Source organism: Microcoleus sp. B13-B6 (assembly GCF_036705405.1).
Classification (GTDB): Bacteria; Cyanobacteriota; Cyanobacteriia; order Cyanobacteriales; family Microcoleaceae; genus Microcoleus.
Window position 1 is genome coordinate 42,354 of sequence record NZ_JAUBUJ010000015.1, and the last position, 16,757, is coordinate 59,110.

The 16,757-nt window shown below is 45.9% G+C and carries 13 protein-coding genes; 5 read left to right on the forward strand and 8 right to left on the reverse strand.

Annotated elements, in window-relative coordinates; translation table 11 throughout:
- The first annotated feature begins 370 nt into the window (after positions 1-370).
- Positions 371-3,850, forward strand: a complete 3,480-nt coding sequence (locus tag QUB35_RS09195) for a helicase-related protein (protein WP_333141403.1) — start codon at positions 371-373, stop codon at positions 3,848-3,850.
- A gap of 56 nt (positions 3,851-3,906) precedes the next feature.
- Here the strand turns inward: QUB35_RS09195 and QUB35_RS09200 are convergent, their stop codons facing one another.
- From QUB35_RS09200 to QUB35_RS09210, 3 genes are all read right to left on the reverse strand, one after another.
- Positions 3,907-5,571 carry a tetratricopeptide repeat protein gene (locus QUB35_RS09200; RefSeq protein WP_333141405.1) on the reverse strand — a complete coding sequence of 555 codons (1,665 nt, stop codon included), beginning with the start codon at positions 5,569-5,571 and terminating at the stop codon, positions 3,907-3,909.
- 155 nt (positions 5,572-5,726) lie between these two features.
- Positions 5,727-6,512 (reverse strand): PP2C family serine/threonine-protein phosphatase, encoded by a 786-nt coding sequence (locus QUB35_RS09205; RefSeq protein WP_333141407.1) that lies wholly within the window; start codon positions 6,510-6,512, stop codon positions 5,727-5,729.
- A gap of 16 nt (positions 6,513-6,528) precedes the next feature.
- Positions 6,529-7,188: a VWA domain-containing protein gene (locus QUB35_RS09210; protein WP_333141409.1), complete on the reverse strand. Its 660-nt coding sequence runs from the start codon at positions 7,186-7,188 to the stop codon at positions 6,529-6,531.
- 464 nt (positions 7,189-7,652) lie between these two features.
- Between QUB35_RS09210 and QUB35_RS09215 the strand changes: the two genes are divergently transcribed.
- From QUB35_RS09215 to QUB35_RS09225, 3 genes are all read left to right on the forward strand, one after another.
- Positions 7,653-8,108 (forward strand): helix-turn-helix domain-containing protein, encoded by a 456-nt coding sequence (locus tag QUB35_RS09215; RefSeq protein WP_333057162.1) that lies wholly within the window; start codon positions 7,653-7,655, stop codon positions 8,106-8,108.
- Positions 8,109-8,522: 414 nt separating this feature from the next.
- Positions 8,523-9,827 carry a serine hydrolase gene (locus tag QUB35_RS09220; RefSeq protein WP_333141411.1) on the forward strand — a complete coding sequence of 435 codons (1,305 nt, stop codon included), beginning with the start codon at positions 8,523-8,525 and terminating at the stop codon, positions 9,825-9,827.
- A 56-nt stretch (positions 9,828-9,883) separates the two neighbouring features.
- Positions 9,884-10,720, forward strand: coding sequence for an alpha/beta hydrolase (locus QUB35_RS09225; RefSeq protein ID WP_333141413.1), 837 nt, complete (start codon positions 9,884-9,886; stop codon positions 10,718-10,720).
- A 129-nt stretch (positions 10,721-10,849) separates the two neighbouring features.
- On the opposite strand, the gene QUB35_RS09230 is transcribed toward QUB35_RS09225, so the two are convergent.
- The 5 genes from QUB35_RS09230 to carA all read right to left on the reverse strand — a co-directional run bounded on the left by QUB35_RS09230 (position 10,850) and on the right by carA (position 15,645).
- Positions 10,850-11,128: a DUF1816 domain-containing protein gene (locus QUB35_RS09230; RefSeq protein WP_333141415.1), complete on the reverse strand. Its 279-nt coding sequence runs from the start codon at positions 11,126-11,128 to the stop codon at positions 10,850-10,852.
- 293 nt (positions 11,129-11,421) lie between these two features.
- Entirely contained in the window at positions 11,422-12,855 is a 1,434-nt protein-coding gene (gene rlmB, locus QUB35_RS09235; protein WP_333141417.1) for a 23S rRNA (guanosine(2251)-2'-O)-methyltransferase RlmB, read from the reverse strand.
- 254 nt (positions 12,856-13,109) lie between these two features.
- Positions 13,110-13,565 (reverse strand): ribonuclease III domain-containing protein, encoded by a 456-nt coding sequence (locus tag QUB35_RS09240; protein ID WP_333102974.1) that lies wholly within the window; start codon positions 13,563-13,565, stop codon positions 13,110-13,112.
- A 384-nt stretch (positions 13,566-13,949) separates the two neighbouring features.
- Positions 13,950-14,306 carry an STAS domain-containing protein gene (locus QUB35_RS09245; RefSeq protein ID WP_015176627.1) on the reverse strand — a complete coding sequence of 119 codons (357 nt, stop codon included), beginning with the start codon at positions 14,304-14,306 and terminating at the stop codon, positions 13,950-13,952.
- A 181-nt stretch (positions 14,307-14,487) separates the two neighbouring features.
- The gene (gene carA / locus QUB35_RS09250; protein WP_333141419.1) at positions 14,488-15,645 is read right to left on the reverse strand and encodes a glutamine-hydrolyzing carbamoyl-phosphate synthase small subunit; all 1,158 of its coding nucleotides are present in this window, start codon (positions 15,643-15,645) and stop codon (positions 14,488-14,490) included.
- Positions 15,646-16,034: 389 nt separating this feature from the next.
- Here carA and QUB35_RS09255 point away from each other — a divergent pair, with 389 nt between their 5' ends.
- A complete protein-coding gene (locus QUB35_RS09255) occupies positions 16,035-16,679 on the forward strand; it encodes a retropepsin-like aspartic protease (protein WP_333141421.1) in 645 nt (214 codons plus the stop codon).
- Positions 16,680-16,757: the final 78 nt, after the last annotated feature.

Sequence of the window (16,757 nt, forward strand, 5' to 3'; positions counted from 1 at the left end):
GAGACAATACAGTTAATATAGCTGGCAATTGTACCTGCTTACAGCCCGAAGGCAAAGTCGGCTATTTTTGTGGCGAAAGTTCGATCGGGCGATCTGCTTTTTCGGTCGAACGTATTAAATGCTAAAATCAGACATTAAAAACCCCTATTTATTACTCCCAAATCACCTATGCAATTAGAAGAGTATTTTAATTTCATATACCTTTTGAAGTGGATTGAGGAGTGCCGCTGCAACAATGATCTTTTGTGGCTGTGCATGGCCCAGTGCAAATCCGGTATCCACTAGACTTTTTGTGACGCTGGAGTATCCTTAACCACATAAATTTATTTACAAACTTTTCACAATTCATAAGGGACTGATCGCACTCATCATGGCTAAACTTGAGGAATTAAGGGAAGGGGTTAAGCTTAAAGGAATTCTACCGAACACCACAGTCACAGTAGAACGTGTCTCCAAGTGTGGAGCCGATGCTGTCACACTAATATATCGAGCTGATGACAGCGGTAATCTAGGAGATCGCGTCCTGTATCGTTCAGACGAGGCACAATTAGAACTTATCACTCAAAAATATTCTTGGCGATTCGATGCTGATGGGGCTTTATTTCGCCTAGTTTCGGAAGCCCTCCGAATTGACTTTGCCCATCTATTCGATCGATTCTTGGCTATTCATACCTCACAAGTCGAGCCGTATCCCCACCAAATCACGGCAGTTTATGAAGAAATGCTACCGCGTCAACCTTTGCGCTTCTTGCTGGCTGACGATCCAGGGGCAGGCAAAACCATCATGGCCGGGTTGTTGATTAAAGAGCTAATGATGCGCGGTGATTTGCAGCGTTGTTTAATTGTTGTTCCTGGCAACTTAGCAATCCAGTGGAAAGAAGAACTCAAGGGTAAATTTGAGCTATATTTTGAAATTCTTAGTAACGACATCAAGACCACACTCACAGAAAACGTTTTTGAAAAGATGCCCTTGGTCATTGCTAGGGTAGATAAATTAAAAAGAGATAAATCGAGTCAAGAGAAAAAACTTCAAGAAAATATCAAGTCAATTGAATGGGACTTAATTATCTGCGATGAAGCTCACAAAATGTCTGCCTCTTTCTCCGGGCGTGAAGTGAAAGAAACTAAACGTTACAAGCTTGGCAAGATCCTATCAGATAGTAAAACTACCCGCCATTTTTTATTGATGACTGCTACGCCTCATAACGGCAAAGAAGAAGATTTTCAACTGTTCATGAGGCTGCTAGACGGCGATCGCTTCGAGGGCAAGTTTCGTAATGGCGTCCATTATGCAGACACCTCTGACATGATGCGACGGATGCTAAAAGAAGACTTAGTAGATTTGGAAGGCAAGCCTCTGTTGCCAGAACGTCTATCTTACTCTTTAGCTTATCATCTATCACATTTGGAAGCGCTGCTTTATAAAGAAGTGACTGAATATGTAGAAAAAGAATTCAATAGGGCTGATAAACTAGAGAAGGGACGCAAGACGAGCATCGGTTTTGCCCTAACAATTTTACAGCGACGACTGGCATCATCCCCAGAAGCAATTTACCAGTCTTTGCAAGGGCGACGGGAGCGATTGGAAAAGAAATCGCGTCAAAAAGAAGAAGATTTACTGAAGATACCCACCTGTCCCAAATCAGAGAATTTAGAAGATTTACCAGTTGTTGAAATAGAAAATCTGGAAGATGAATTTGTAGATCAAGCTACGGCAGCTTCAACTATTGCGGAACTTCGAGCTGAAATTGATAAGCTAGAAAAATTGGTACAATTGGCACAAGAAGTACGAAAAAGCGGTACTGATACAAAATGGGAAGAGCTTTCTAAGCTATTTAAAAATAATCCAGAAATGTTTAATTCTCAGGGACAAAGGCGCAAAATTATTGTGTTTACTGAACATCGCGCTACCTTGGACTATTTGGTACTCCGTGTCAGGGAAATCATAGGCGAAAAAGCAGTTGCTACCATTCATGGCGGTATCAAACAAGAGGATCGCCAGAACATACAGAAGGACTTTAATCAAAATCCTACGGTGCAAGTTTTAGTGGCTAATGATGCTGCGGGTGAAGGGATCAACCTCCATGAATCTTGCCATTTAATGATTAATTATGATTTGCCCTGGAATCCCAATCGACTAGAACAGCGATTTGGACGCATTCACCGGATTGGTCAAACAGAAATCTGCCATCTCTGGAATTTGGTAGCAGTGGATACACGAGAGGGAAAAGTGTTCCAAAGGGTGCTGGAAAAATTAGAAGTGGCGCGAAAAGCATTAGGAGGTAAAGTTTTTGATGTCTTAGGAGAGGCGATCAACGGTAAACAACTAGGGGAACTTTTAATTGATGCTATTCGCTATGGTGATAGGCCCGACAAGCAAGCGCAACTAGAGCAAGATATTGAGGACAAACTTAATCTAGAGCACCTTCAAAAGATCCTAGAAAAACGGTCACTTTATCATAATTTAATGGACACTTCTAAGCTGCGTCAAATTTATGAAAATATTGAACGCGCAGAAGTGCATAAGCTACAACCCCACTTTATAATAGACTTTTTTATAGCAGCCTTTCGGCTGCTTGGTGGTAACATACAGGGAGGTGAATCGGGATGTTATGAAGTGACTTTTATTCCAGTTAGTCTCCGCAACCGATTACGTGAGCGTTACCGTCACATTTGTTTTGAAAAAGCTCAAGCTCATCTTCGGGGTAAATCACGCGCTGAGTTTATCTATCCCGGTCATCCACTCTTAAATCACACAATAGATTTAATTTTGGAACCCTATCGTGATTTATTAAAACAAGGCTGTATCCTTGTGGATGAGAATGACTTGACTGAACAAGTTCGCATTTTAGTGTACCTAGAACATTCTATTCAAGATGCTCGTAAGGACAAATCTGGCAATTTCAGAGTTGTCTCTAGGCAGATGCAGTATGTTGAGATTGACTCAGAAGGTCACGCTAAAAATGCAGGTTACGCACCCTATTTAGATTACCGACCTTTGCTGCAATCCGAACAATCTTTGCTACCCCAGATATTAAATAATCAATCTTCCATCCTACAGAAAGGGATTGAGGAACAAGCGCGAGATTATGCCATTCAACACCTAGTTTTGCGGCATAAAGGGCAAGTGCAAAAGCAGCGGACGGAGCGGATTAATAAGACAATAGAAGCTGTAAAAGAGCGACTGACTAGAGAAATTAACTACTGGGAGAATCAAGCCGAAATTTTTAGGCAAAAAATTGGGGTACAGACGAATGCACAACTCAATTACGATAATTATCGTCGGAGAGCAGAAGAACTAAAAGCACGTCGGGAAAAGCGACTGGCAGAGTTAGAGCAAGAGCGTAATATATCAGCTAAATCGCCAGTGGTTTTGGGCGGTGCATTGATTGTACCTGTGGCTTTGATCCAGCATTTGAAAGGGGAAACTCAACAAACTTCAGGTAATTTCGCTCAAGAAAAACAGCAAGTAGAAAAACTGGCTATGGAAGCAGTGATGGCGGCGGAACGAAAACTAGGTTTTCAGCCAAGGGATGTAAGTGCTGACAAGTGCGGTTACGATATTGAATCGCGCATCCCCGGCACGAATCGGCTGCGTTTTATTGAAGTCAAAGGTCGAATTCGGGGTGCGAGTACGGTGACAGTCACGAGAAATGAAATTATTGCAGCTTTGAATAAACCTGATAGTTATATATTGGCTTTGGTGGAAGTTTCTGATTCAGCACAGTTATCTCTGAATAATTGTACTGTGCGTTATGTTGAGCGTCCATTTCACCAAAAGCCAGATTTTGCAGTGACCAGCGTGAATTATAGCTGGTCGGAACTTTGGGTGCAAGGAAAAGTTATGTAGACTAATACTGTAAAGTTGAATATATTTCTAGTAATTATCAACAAGTCCCGAAATATTCATAAGATTTTCAGATACTTAAGAGTAACACTAAGGTTGTATTCAGCTTTCTTGTCGCTAGGATCTAAGTGCAAAGCTTTCCTATAATCTATCTGAGCACTCTGATAGTCTTGGATATAAAAATAAGCATTTCCCCGACTGCGATAAAAGTCGGACATATTAGGATTAATATTCAAAGCTTGATTATAACATCCAATAGCAGCATGATGATAATTTTGAGCAGTAAACTCGATTCCCTGTTTATAATAGTTCATAGCCATTAACTCCCTTTGTGAATATTTATTGTATATAACTTTTTTGGGTTTAACTTTTGCAGATGGTTGAGAAGCAAATTGAGTAGGTTTTACTGGAGAAGGTTGTTGAGTGAAAACTTGTCCAAGTAACTTTTTACCTTCACTCTCAGCGAGTAACTCTAGTTGATCAGGATCTTCTAATGTAACTTGAGTAAAGCAACGTTTTTTAGCTTGATAAATATCCAAAATACCAGTAACTTTTATAAATTGACTTTTCCAACTTTTTAATTCTTCTGGTTTTATTCCTTGAATTTGGGCTAAATTATCCAAACCTTGGCCCGAAATTACTATCCTAAAACTACCATCTTTGCAGCTTGAAGATGTAGGATTATCAAAATTAATAGAAAAAGACTGAAGATGATTATTTTGAATATTATGAATCGTGCTGAATGCTCGACCTACAACGGTAATTATTTTTCCTTTTTGCTTCAGCAACTCTGGTACATTATCGGCTGCAAAAACTTTTGATGGTGAGGGTGGTACAGTAGCGGTAGGCTGTATTTTGACCCTGGGAACACCCGGAAAAATATCGAGTCCGAGTTGGGCTGCCCGATCGCACCAATAGCATTTACCATAACTTTTGCTGTAGTAATGGTTGGTAATCTGGTCACACTCGGTTAAATCAGCGATCGCAACTTCCAGTGCTTTCTTCCACTCCCTAGCAGTTGGTCGCAAATGTGGTTTTGTATGCCCATCATTAAAGCATCTGAGAAAGCATCGCTGAATCTCAGGATGCACAATATCAAGGGGAATTGTCACGGGTCCCGACTGGATCAAACTGTTTGGGGCATAAGGCCAAAATCCTTGGCGGATTAGTTCACTCGGTTCCGGCGAATCTCCTTCCCCTACCCATATTCCTTTAAACGGTTCAGCGCCAAACAGCAGTAAGTAAACAATTACTGCCAACCGAAAACGGTCATGGATTTCTGTTTGATCTGTAGTATGAAAATCTTTCTCCAACAGTTCTACAGGTGTGAAGCCTTCTGTACCCACTAAGCAGCGATACACCTCACCTGTATTAGGATGGCGAACCTGAAAAGAATCTGTATCAATAATCGAAGGTAAAGTACGATTATTAACCAGAATATTTTGTGGTTTAATGTCACCTAAGACATAGCCTTTGGCATGAATTAATTGAATAAATGCGGCGATATTTAGCGCTGTCGTGTGGAGAAAATACCAATTAACCTCAAGATTCAGCTTCTTACGACGCTGTGGATTATACACATCTAGTAATTCTTTTGCATCTTTGATCTCTGGCATTAAAAAGCCTAACACCGAACCATTCCGATCTGTCAGTAGTTCCTGGGGCCAAGCAAAAGAAATATGATTGAGATGTGAGTTACGCTCTGTGGGTGGGTTCGCTACCATGACTTCCAGCTTCTTAACCCGCTCGTGGTGTGAAGAATGATAAATCTTGGCTAGATAGCCATTGCGATCTGTTTTCCAAACGGTTCCTTCACCACTGCTGGCTATCTGTTCTACTAGGGCGATCGGTTGACCTGTACTGGCACAAATAAGAACTGTCATTTCACTTTACTATCGTCATAGAGGCACAAAAGCAAGGTTTTATCGTCGTCCGTTTTAGCATTTAGCCTTTCAGAGTCAAGGAAATTTTTAATATATTCGTCTTCCTGCTCTGGATGACTGGTTTCTATCATATATTCTTCTAGTGGCTGGAAAAAAGGCGGAAAAGGTGTCCAGTCACTCATCCGAATTGCTACTCGCTCCAGTCCATCTGTTGATGCACAAATGAACTTTTGCTGACCTGGTAGAACACGCACTTGCATCTCGTTTAAGGCATTTGCCGATGTAACAAATGTTGTCTCATTGATGAATTCACCTTTATCTGGGGGGAAAAGTAGTTGATGTTCTCCTTCCCGAAGACGCGCCACAATAATTCCATCCCCAACCTGCATGGCAGCAACCCAATTCGGAGTAGCCAAGAATACTAATAGAGTACAAGCCAAGTCATTAACTGAGTAATCGTTACTAGCTGCTTGTTCTTGCAAAGTTTTTACTACTTTATTCAAAGTATTGGTAAAGATTGTTCTAGCTTGTTCATCAGGGAGAGGTAGAGGGGAATAATGCAAATAGAGGGTGTACTCCCCAAGCTGCAAGAGTTCATTAAGTGCTGTCTCGACCGTCAACTTAGCACCAACATCAGAATATTTGGCGCTGCCAGCTCCATCCGCAACTGCCCCCAAGATTACATTGTGGCAGATGATAAATTGTCCGTAATCTTGGCAGGGTAGCTGCTGTTTTTTGTGGCTCGTTCCTGTTGCGGAACGTGCGATCGCTTTCCAATCCACGAAATATCCTCAGCATCTAGCTAGTAATTTGACCCCATCCGACAGGTGGCAACGCCACAGCCACCCCTATCTTCTCACTCGAAACCCGTTTCATCGAGGTACTCAACCACACAAACAGAGAACGAAAATCCAGGCCATTCAGGGACAGAGGTGGACGTTCATGTGGAGCTATTTGCTTGAGAGTATTCATATCTGCGCCCTTGACGCCAACGGCAAAGAAACAAAGCCGACGCTTTGCCTCCTCCTCCCGCACGCGCTGCGCTGCCAATGGCCAGCATTCGTCAGTCGGTGCTCCATCTGTAATTAAGAACACCCAAGGGCGATAATACTGAATACCATTGGCTTTGTAAGTCTCCTTGCGGGCTTCAAGTCGATCCAAAGCGCAATCAATAGCCTCACCTATTGGAGTTTTGCCACTAGCATCCAGTTGTGGCGGTGTGAAGCGGTCAATGGTTGTGAAGTCTTGGATCAGGCGCACTGGGCCGAAGGTGATCATTGCTACCTCGACACTCAGGGAGGCTTTCGTATCTTTCAGTACGTCCTCCTTAAAAGCTGCAATCCCTCGATTCAACTCCTTAATTGGCTCTCCTGCCATAGAGCCAGATGTATCGAGCAACAGGAGGACTGGACAGCGATTTTCCGGGTTCTCAACAAATTCAGGCAATCCTACAGGCATCCACTACCCCCACTAGAGCAAAATTAGTGATAGTTTCATTCTACAGGAAGAAGACATCGGGTAATAACCTGCTATGTATCTAATTTGACAGTCAATTTGTATGAGATTCTTGTGGCAAGGGCAGGATGCCCATCTCTAGTATTCGATTTATATGCGATTCAGCTTATCTACCCCTCTAAGCTAGGAGTACGTCCATCGACTAGAGTTTCCAAGAAAGTTCTAGTTTATACCACCTAAACATATTACCAGCCCACAAAAATAGAACAGCCACAGTGCCTATCCCCACCCCGGTCGGGGTGGGGATAGGCACTGTTAATATTTGTCAATCCGCGTCCAGCCGCCGACCTCTGTGGCAAAAAAAGCTAGGTATTTGCCGCCACGATCCCCAGGAAAATAATTTCATCCGGAATTATCCCCAAAACCAAAGATATATGGTAAGAAGTTCCCGATGCCCCGTTGGAGGAATGCCACCTAAAGCTCACTTAGAATCCCACCTGACGGCAGAGGAACTCAAAATTCGCTACCGGCAGGCACAAAACACCACAGAGTCGCGCCGCTGGCACTTGCTGCTGTTAGTGTCCCGAAATTGGACTATCAAACAAGCAGCCCAAGTCGTAGGCCTCAACTACGACTACGCCAAAGAAATTGTCCAGCGCTATAACCGAGAAGGGCCTAACTCTGTCAGAAACCGCAGCGGAGACCGCCAGCCCCCTCCTGCAAAATCCTTGCTGAATCCTGAACAGCAAGAAGAACTGCGACAAGCCCTGCTAGGCCCTGCCCCCGACGGCGGAGACTGGACAGGCCCCAAAGTCGCTCGCTGGATTGCCGAAAAGATCGGTAGCGATCATGTCTGGCCCCAACGCGGCTGGGATTACCTCAAGCGGTTGGGTGCTGACTGGCGACGGCGGCGCAGAAAGTAGATAGTTCCCAATATTTAGAGGGGGTTGATTGCCTTCGTGCGATCGCTCCCTTTATTTTGGCAGAAGTCATTAGTCAGCAGTCATTAGTCAATAGCAGTATTCGTAGGGTGTGTCGCCATTAAAAATCCCTAAATTAAATCGACTATTTTGTGGCGACGCACCTTCTATCATTTATCAACAAGCTTGCTACCACAAAAATGTTGGGCGGAGTGAAACGGAGGGTTGTTGCCGGGGTTCATTAAAATAAAAGGTGCGTCGCTATGAGATGGTCGCTCTTTTTTGAGGATTTAAGGGTGGCGACGCACCCTACGGCTACGGCTAAAATCCCAAATCTCAAATCTCCAATCTAAAACCGTTTGACTGATGTAACGATAGCTGCTTATATAGAATTTGGTTGTGTTGAGGATGTTAAATATGCGAGGGATCAGGCGTTTTTTGTCGATCGCCAACAAGATGGCGGCAGTAGTAGCCGGCATTGGACTGGTTCAGATGTTAACCATCGCAAGTTCATTCTCTCAATCATCTAACCCGCGTTCCCTAGACGAACTCTACAAAATTCGCGATGGGCTAATTGCCGAATTAGAACAACCCTCATCTCCCTCCCCAGAACCAAGCATCCTTTCCGGCTTAGTTCCCTTCGCAGCCGCCAATCCTCAAGAACAACTGCTACAGCAGTTGCAAGCGGTGGAAGCTCAAATATTAGTAGAAAAGAGGGCTAACGACAACTTACAGCAAGCAGTCCGTTTAGCCAACCGAGCCGTAGAAACTAAAGGGCAGCAAAATAAGTCGATCGCATCTTCGCAGCAAACTCAATTTTTCTGGCATCAAGCCCTCAACAACTTGCAGGAAGTTCCTCAAAGTTCATTTTTAGCTTCCGTCACTGCCTCAAAAACTCAAGAATACCGGGAAAATTTAACAGCAGCAACCTTTCAAGTGCAGCAAGCAAAATCGGATGTTTTGGGTGCGCTTGCGCGAGAAAGCGGTTTGTCGGCTCAAGCTTCGATCGGCATTTGCAACCTTTCTAGAGAATGCGTAAACCTGCGGGGCGATGTACCTCCTATCAGTCCAGCCAGCTTAATTAAACTGCCGATTGCTGTCGCCCTGATGCAAAAAGTCGAAAAAGAAAAAATTAGTCTGAACCAGGAAGTATTAGTCACTCGCGGTAATTTCACCGAAGACGCATCGGCAAAGATTACGTCCAATCGCAATTACCCGCTACAGCTACTGTTAGAAGAAATGATCTATCGCAGCAGCAATATCGCCACCAATCAACTAATCGATTATTTAGGTTCGGATTACATCAATCAATATTTAGATAATAGTGGCTACGAAGTCACCCGCGTCAACTTCAAATTGATGGGGGAAAGAATTATGCCATCCAACCCCGGTTCGGGTCGCAACCGTGTGACTGCAAACGAACTCACCGAAATGATGGTGCAAATTTACAACGGCGAAACACCCGGTGCTAAACTATTAATAGAAACTCTCAACCGCCAGTACGATCACGCTCTGGGATTTGCCGCCTTGCAAGGAACTCAAGCTCAGTGGTTAGGGGAAAAAACAGGCCAAAATTCCTGGGTGCTCGGCACAACTTTGGCGATGAGCATTGACGGCGAAGCCTATGTAATGACTGTGATTGACAGCCGCAGCGGCGAGCTACAAATGCGCCAGTCTATTTCTAAAATTGCCGATTACCTTGTCCGAAACCCCAGCTTTTAACGGCTGGAATATACAATTTATAGCGCGGGACAGCGCACCGCCCAAACAGTTAAAAAATGCCGCATCAAAAACTCAGTGTTTCCGTCAAAGGCAAAGGGTTTCCGATTCTCTGCTTGCACGGCCATCCCGGTTCCGGCGATTGTATGTCGGTATTCACAGAACACTTATCAAAGCGGTTCCAGACGATCGCCCCAGACTTGCGCGGATACGGCAACAGCCGCACCTCAACTTTCTTTGAAATGACCGATCATCTGGTCGATTTAGAAGCACTATTAGACAGATTAGGAGTCGATCGGTGTTTGGTGATCGGATGGTCTTTGGGAGGGATTTTAGCCCTGGAATTAGCCATGAAATATCCCCAGCGAGTCACCGGTTTGATTTTACTTGCATCCGCAGCAAAACCGCGAGGAAGTCACCCTCCCATCTCTTGGCAAGATAACCTTTACACCGGTTTAGCGGGAATTATAAATTGGGTGATACCGGGTTGGCAGTGGAATATTGATACTTTTGCGAGGCGATCGCTCTTTCGCTACTTGATACAGCAGCATACAGCCACTCCTTACCGCTACTTAGCACAGGCAGGTACCCCCGCCTACCTCAAGACTTCCAACACGGCCACCAAGGCGTTAAATACCGCTCTGAGGGCTGGATACGATCGACTGATGCACCTCGGCGACATTCATTGTCCCAGCTTGGTGTTGGCCGGAGAGGGCGATCGGCACATCACCTCAGCATCCAGTTTAGAAACTGCCCGCCACCTCCACGACTGTCAGTGGCAGTGTTATCCAAATACAGCGCACTTGTTCCCTTGGGAAATTCCCGATCGGGTAATCGCAGACATCGATCGTTGGATTGAGAGTCACCCCGAAGCAGTTGGCAATTGCGACTGTTGAGTTTTGAGTTTGTCACAAGCAATTTATCACCCAACACTCAAGAGTTTTGAAGTTATAACTCACAACTCAAAACCGCACAGCGTTGCGAGGGAAGCGTAGCCCTCTCAAAACTCAAAATTCCCCCTGCTTCTACTGACTGCTCAAAACCGGCCACAGCCCTCCATCACCAAGCTTTCCCAAATCTTCTGCAACTGTCAAAGTAATTGGTTTGCAGCGGTGAATCGAAACACTAACACCTTCTGCCCCTTCATTTTCTATGTCTTCTACATATCCTGCTTTTGCAGTTGCCGCCTCTCCCTGGGTTAAGAACGGGCCAAAATAGTAAATGCACCGCGGCGCTGAAGTTTTAACTTCAACCCACCAAGCCAATCCGAAAAAATTGAGCAAGCTAATCAAGAATTCTTTCATGTGCTTTTCTAATGTATTTGACGGTGTTTTCAGGGTGCTGCGAACACGCCTAGGCTTTTGGTATTTACACGAGGCTGACTGCTACCAAGAACCGATCCAAACCTATTTAAATATATCTAAATAGATTGGTGTCGAATTCCTGTTTGAACCTAGGGGGCTGGCCCCTTCTACTTTCGCCTGAACAAGTAACGACAGTCGATCGGCTATCCTTACTTGTTCCGGGTGTGGTGCTGCTCAATTCTGGGCAGCATTCACAATAAACTACTCTGTTGTGCTCTTTTTTTCAAGCACCTTTACGATCCGTGTACGTGAAACTTTTTGGGCCCGCGCTGACGGTAAATTTCGTATAAAGCCATCCCCGTTGCTACCGAGACATTCAGGCTAGGAGTATGGCCCCTTAAAGGAATTGAAACTAATCCGTCACATCCGCGCTGTATCAAAAGGCTCAAACCGTCAGCTTCACCACCCACCACTAAAACAGTGGGCCCGGAGAACTTGACTGTCTCTATAGATTGACCGACGCCTGCTGCAGTGCCATAAATCCAGAATCCAGCCTCTTTGAGTTCTTCCAGCGCCCGGTTAAGATTGACAACCCTCGCCACGGGCAGGCTTTCCAATGCCCCTGCTGCCACTTTTCTCACTGCTGAGGTAATCCCAACAGCCCGTCGCTGCGGAATCACCATGCCCTGAGATCCCAATGCTTCTGCGGTGCGAATAATCGCCCCTAGATTGTGCGGGTCGTTGAGTCCTTCTGCTACCACAATTACTGGATCTTCGCAAGCCGACTTAGCCTTTGCGATCAGTTCGCTCAAATCCAGGTATTCGTAGGCTGATACTTGAGCAGCTACGCCTTGGTGGTTTGCTTTGCGCGTGATGTAGTCGAGGCGCAAATCGTCAACTTCGTCAATGATGCTGCCGTTGGCTTTGGCTTCGGTTAGCAAGCTGTGAAAGCGGGGATCGTAGCGCAGGTGGGGAACAACCCAGATCCGGTTGAGGACTTGGTTTGTTTCTAAAGCTGCTTGCACCGCATGGCGGCCGTAAATCATGTCGTCTGTGTCTGCGTCTGGTTGCACGACTGTATTTGAGGCAGTGTCAACAGGGCGAGTGTCTCTGTCTTTGTCTCTGTCTCTGAAATGGTTGCCCCGGAATTCCTGCGGGCTATTGTCTTTGTCTCTGTCTTTGTAATAATTGCCCCTCGATTCCTGCGGACTGCTGTCTCTGTTTCTGTCTCGGAAATTGTTGCGGGCCGGCTGCGGGCTGCTGTCTCTGTCTCTGTCTCGGAAATTGTTGCGGACCGGCTGCGGGCTGCTGTCTCTGTCTCTGTCTCGGAAATTGTTGCGGGCCGGCTGCGGGCTGCTGTCTCTGTCTCTGTCTCGGAAATTGTTGCGGGCCGGCTGCGGGCTGCTATCTCTGTCTCTGTCTTGGTAATAATTGCCGCGGGATTCCTGCGGGCTGCTGTCTCTGTCTTTGAAATGATTATTTCTGCGAATTTCCGGTTGGCTGTCGGAATCGACTCTCCGTTTGAAAATTGCTCGCACGGGCATTTCTCGCGATTGCGGGGCGAAGGTCGATCGCTTTTGAGGGGCGTCTACTCCGCGAGTATCGGGACGGGGCTTGCGTTCAAAGCGGGGAGAGGATGGTTGTGAGTCCTGACGGCGGCCTTCGCTTTTGAATGGCTTGCTGTCGGAATTCGATCGCGAAAAGTTGGGTTTGGTAAATTTTCTCATTGGTTTCTTGTGGTCAAAAGGTTTTGGCTGAAGGCTAGTCGATTGTAGATTGTAGATGTGAGATTCTTGATTGAGGGAGCAATCTTTGGGCTTTGAGATTTGAGATAGTCTAGCGAGGGAGCAAGGATTTTGCTGTGTTCAAATAGCTAGTTAATAACTGATAAATCTTGTTTTGCCGATCGAGATTTTTGCGGTTTTATGTTAGCCGTGCCAGGATGGTTAATTCATCCCTCCCCATTCCCAACTCTTAACTGCTAAATCATTTCATTCTCAAGTTCTAAAAGTGCCAGAATCTCGGTCAATCTTTCGGGATCGGTGAGATACAAATATCCGATCAAAGTTTCTAAGCTGCTGGCTTGTTGGTATATCTCTGGATCTGCTCGCTTAGAACGGCCTGCAGCAGCATTGCGGCCGCGCTTGACAATTGCTAATTCTGTACTGTTCAAGTAAGGAGAGAGCGATCGCAAGTGACGCGCTTGAGTTTCGGCTCGTACTTGCCCCACCACCAATTCGTGATAAGCTTGCAATCTTCTGGGCGGGACTAAGTACGAACTCCGAATGTAGAGTTCGTACACTGCATCTCCCAAATATGCCCAGGCTGCGGGCGAAATTCTTTCTATTTCTGCTGGTGTAGCCCTCGCAGGATGCACTCGATTTAAACTGATATCCGTCAGACTCAGTTTGAGTCCGTCATCTGCGATCGGCGACATACTTTTTTAAATAAAACTTCCGCACAGCTTGGTTTTTCTAGTCACTTACTTATTGCGTCTTTCACTACTTCAGCAATTATAGCTTTTACAGGAGTGTTCGCTGTCCGATCGCGAAACGAGATATATAGGCAAAGCTTGGCGCGACGATCGCACTCCTAAAAAAGGCTTTTTACAATCATCGGGATGCTCTACTTCTTATACCATTTTTTCGCGTGTTTGCCACACATATTTTACTGCCCATCCACCGAAACTCTAGGAATCGGGGAAATAGCCGCTGGCGCGTGTCGCAGCTTCTGGGAAAATCGGTATTGTTTTACCCGCACAAAAATAAAAATTTGCTATCCAGCGTTGAGAACCGGATAGCTAATTTAATTCACTTTGGCGTCAAGCATCCTTGACGTTTTTTACCGCCTCATCAACCGAAGGCTGCAAAGACAAAAATTTCTCTAAGCGAACCAGTTTAACAGTCTGAGTTACGCGGGGATTTGAGACAATTTGCAATGTCCCTTCCAAGGTTTGGGCTTTTTTGACAAGCTGCACAAGTGCGCCCAAGCCTGAACTATCCACAAAGTCTATCTGAGACAAGTCCAAAATTACGTGTTTTGGGCCCTCGTCAATACATTTGCTTATTACCTTCCGAAAAGTGGCCTCAGAAAAAGCGTCCAGCAGGCCCGTCAGGCGAAATAACTGACAGTTATTCCTGACTTCGCGAGTGCCTCTGAGGCTAACGGTCAGGGTCAATGACTCAGAAATGACACCCTCCTAGCTAGATATTGCTTAAAGTCGAGGCTTCATTATAGGAGTTTTTTGGTATTTTGTCTACAGTTTTTTAGTCATTAGTCATTAGTCATTAGTCATTAGTCAGAAGCGATCGACACAAACAGCCTCTGAGGACTACTGACTAATGACTGCTGACTGCTGACTACTTACTGCTGGCTACTTTCTGATTGTCTCGCATGGACTGCACGAATCGATCGAATAAATAATCGGCGTCGTGCGGGCCCGGACTGGCTTCTGGGTGGTACTGCACTGAGAACAGCGGCAGAGTTTTATGCTTCAATCCGGCTACGGTGCGATCGTTCAAATTGAGATGAGTAATCTCTACTTCGGGGGCTAAGGAATCGGGGTCGATCGCAAAACCATGATTTTGGCTAGTAATTTCTACTTGCTCAGTTAAACCCGCTGGATGATTCAATCCCCGATGGCCGAACTTCAGTTTAAAAGTTTCTGCACCCAAGGAAAGTCCCAAAATTTGGTGTCCCATGCAGATGCCGAATACGGGTTTGTCCGACTTTAACAAAGCTTTCGCAGTCGCGATCCCTTCCGTTACCGCCGCCGGATCTCCGGGGCCGTTGGACAGAAAAATGCCGTCCGGGTTGTATTTGAGGATTTCCTCCGGCGACGTGTCAGCCGGGACAACGATGACCCGACACCCGTAACTCGCCAGACGCCGCAGGATGTTGCGCTTGATCCCAAAGTCTAGCGCTACCACCGTCCACATTTGGCCGTTAGCAGGTTTGACTGTAGGACTGAACTCCCAAACCGAGTCCGTGGCTTCAGACCACTCGTAAACCTCGCGAGTGGTGACTTCCTGCACCAGATTCAGCCCGTCCATGCTGGGGGCATCTTGCACTAGCTCCAAAAGCTCTGCCTGGTCGAGAATCGTCGTCGAAATGCCGCCGTTGATCGCTCCCACCGTGCGAATCTTGCGAGTCAGGGCGCGGGTGTCGATCCCGTAAATTCCGGGGATATCGTACTGTTTCAGGTAGTCTTGCAGAGATTGTGAGCAGCGCCAGTTGCTGGGGCGACTGCATACGTTCCGGGCGATCGCACCCCGAACTTGCGGGCGCGAGGATTCTTCGTCTTCAAGATTTACGCCGGTATTGCCCAATTCTGGATAAGTAAAAGTTACAATTTGACCGCAATAGCTGGGATCGGTCAATACTTCTTGGTAGCCCGTCATTCCAGTATTAAATACTACCTCGCCAACGACGGTGGCGTCAGCGCCAAAAGACCAGCCGCGGTAAGCAGTACCGTCAGCCAGGACTAGGAGAGCGGGTTGTGCAGTTGAAAGTGACATGGCATCCTTAATTACTTTCGTTTGGTTTAATTCTTACCACTGCCAGGGATTTGATGCTAGTCGGCAATGTACAGATATTATTTTAATTTGTGCAATGGTTCGCAAAAGCAAGGCACTTATGCCACAGGTAATCAAAAAGCAGCCATACAGCAGTTCTCAATCTTGGTGAGGTATGCCCACGGAGGCCTATGCCCACGGAGGCCTATGCCCTATGCCCGCTTATAAAGCGTGCACCTCATGTTACTGAGAAAGGCTATAAGTGCAAACTCTCCATCTCCCCCGCGCCAGCAATTTATCTGCCAGCAGCTTAGGATGCGGGCGGAAATTCTATATCTATACCAAAAGGCAGTTGTCGCTGTTACGATCGAGCTACTGCGTTTAATCAAACTATGGCCAGCAAATCTCCCTTGCCTTTACTCTCCAACTCAAAAAAGCCTCTACCCATCCCTCAAAACCTGCGCCAACCTTTACTGGTGTTAGCAGGAGTTATTTCTCTGAGCAGTTCAATTTTAGTAGGAAGTGTTGCCAACTCCTCGCCAGCAGTGGCTCAAGAAAGTGAGGGATGCTTCATGCGGAGCTCGTCAGGCCGAACCGTCAACCTCAGCCAATCAGTCTGCGGTTTTCTCCCCAAAGAATTGACTCCGCCCACTTCGGCGGCAGCAAAGTCGGGAGTGTTTCAGGCAAAAATCAAACGCCGGGAGGCTAATATCCCCGTCATAGAAGTCACGTTTAACGGCAAACAAAAGTTCGAGATGATGGTAGATTCTGGAGCTAGTGGCACAGTAATTACACCAGCAATGGCTAAAGCCTTGGGGGTTGTTCTCCAGGGCACAGTGCAAGCACAAACTCCCAACGGAGTGGCTACTTTTCCCCTCGGTCGCCTGACTTCTATGGAAGCAGGTGGTCTGGCCGTTAACAATGTAGTTGTCGCTGTCTCGCCATCCCTAGAAATCGGACTGTTGGGTCACGACTTTTTTGGTAATAAAGATGTGACTATTAAGCAAGATGTCATTGAATTTCGATCGCGGTCTTAAAAAGAAGTTAGTGGTTAGTTATTATTTGTTAGTTGTTATTTGTTATTGATTACTGGTTATTTGTAGCAACTGCTTTCC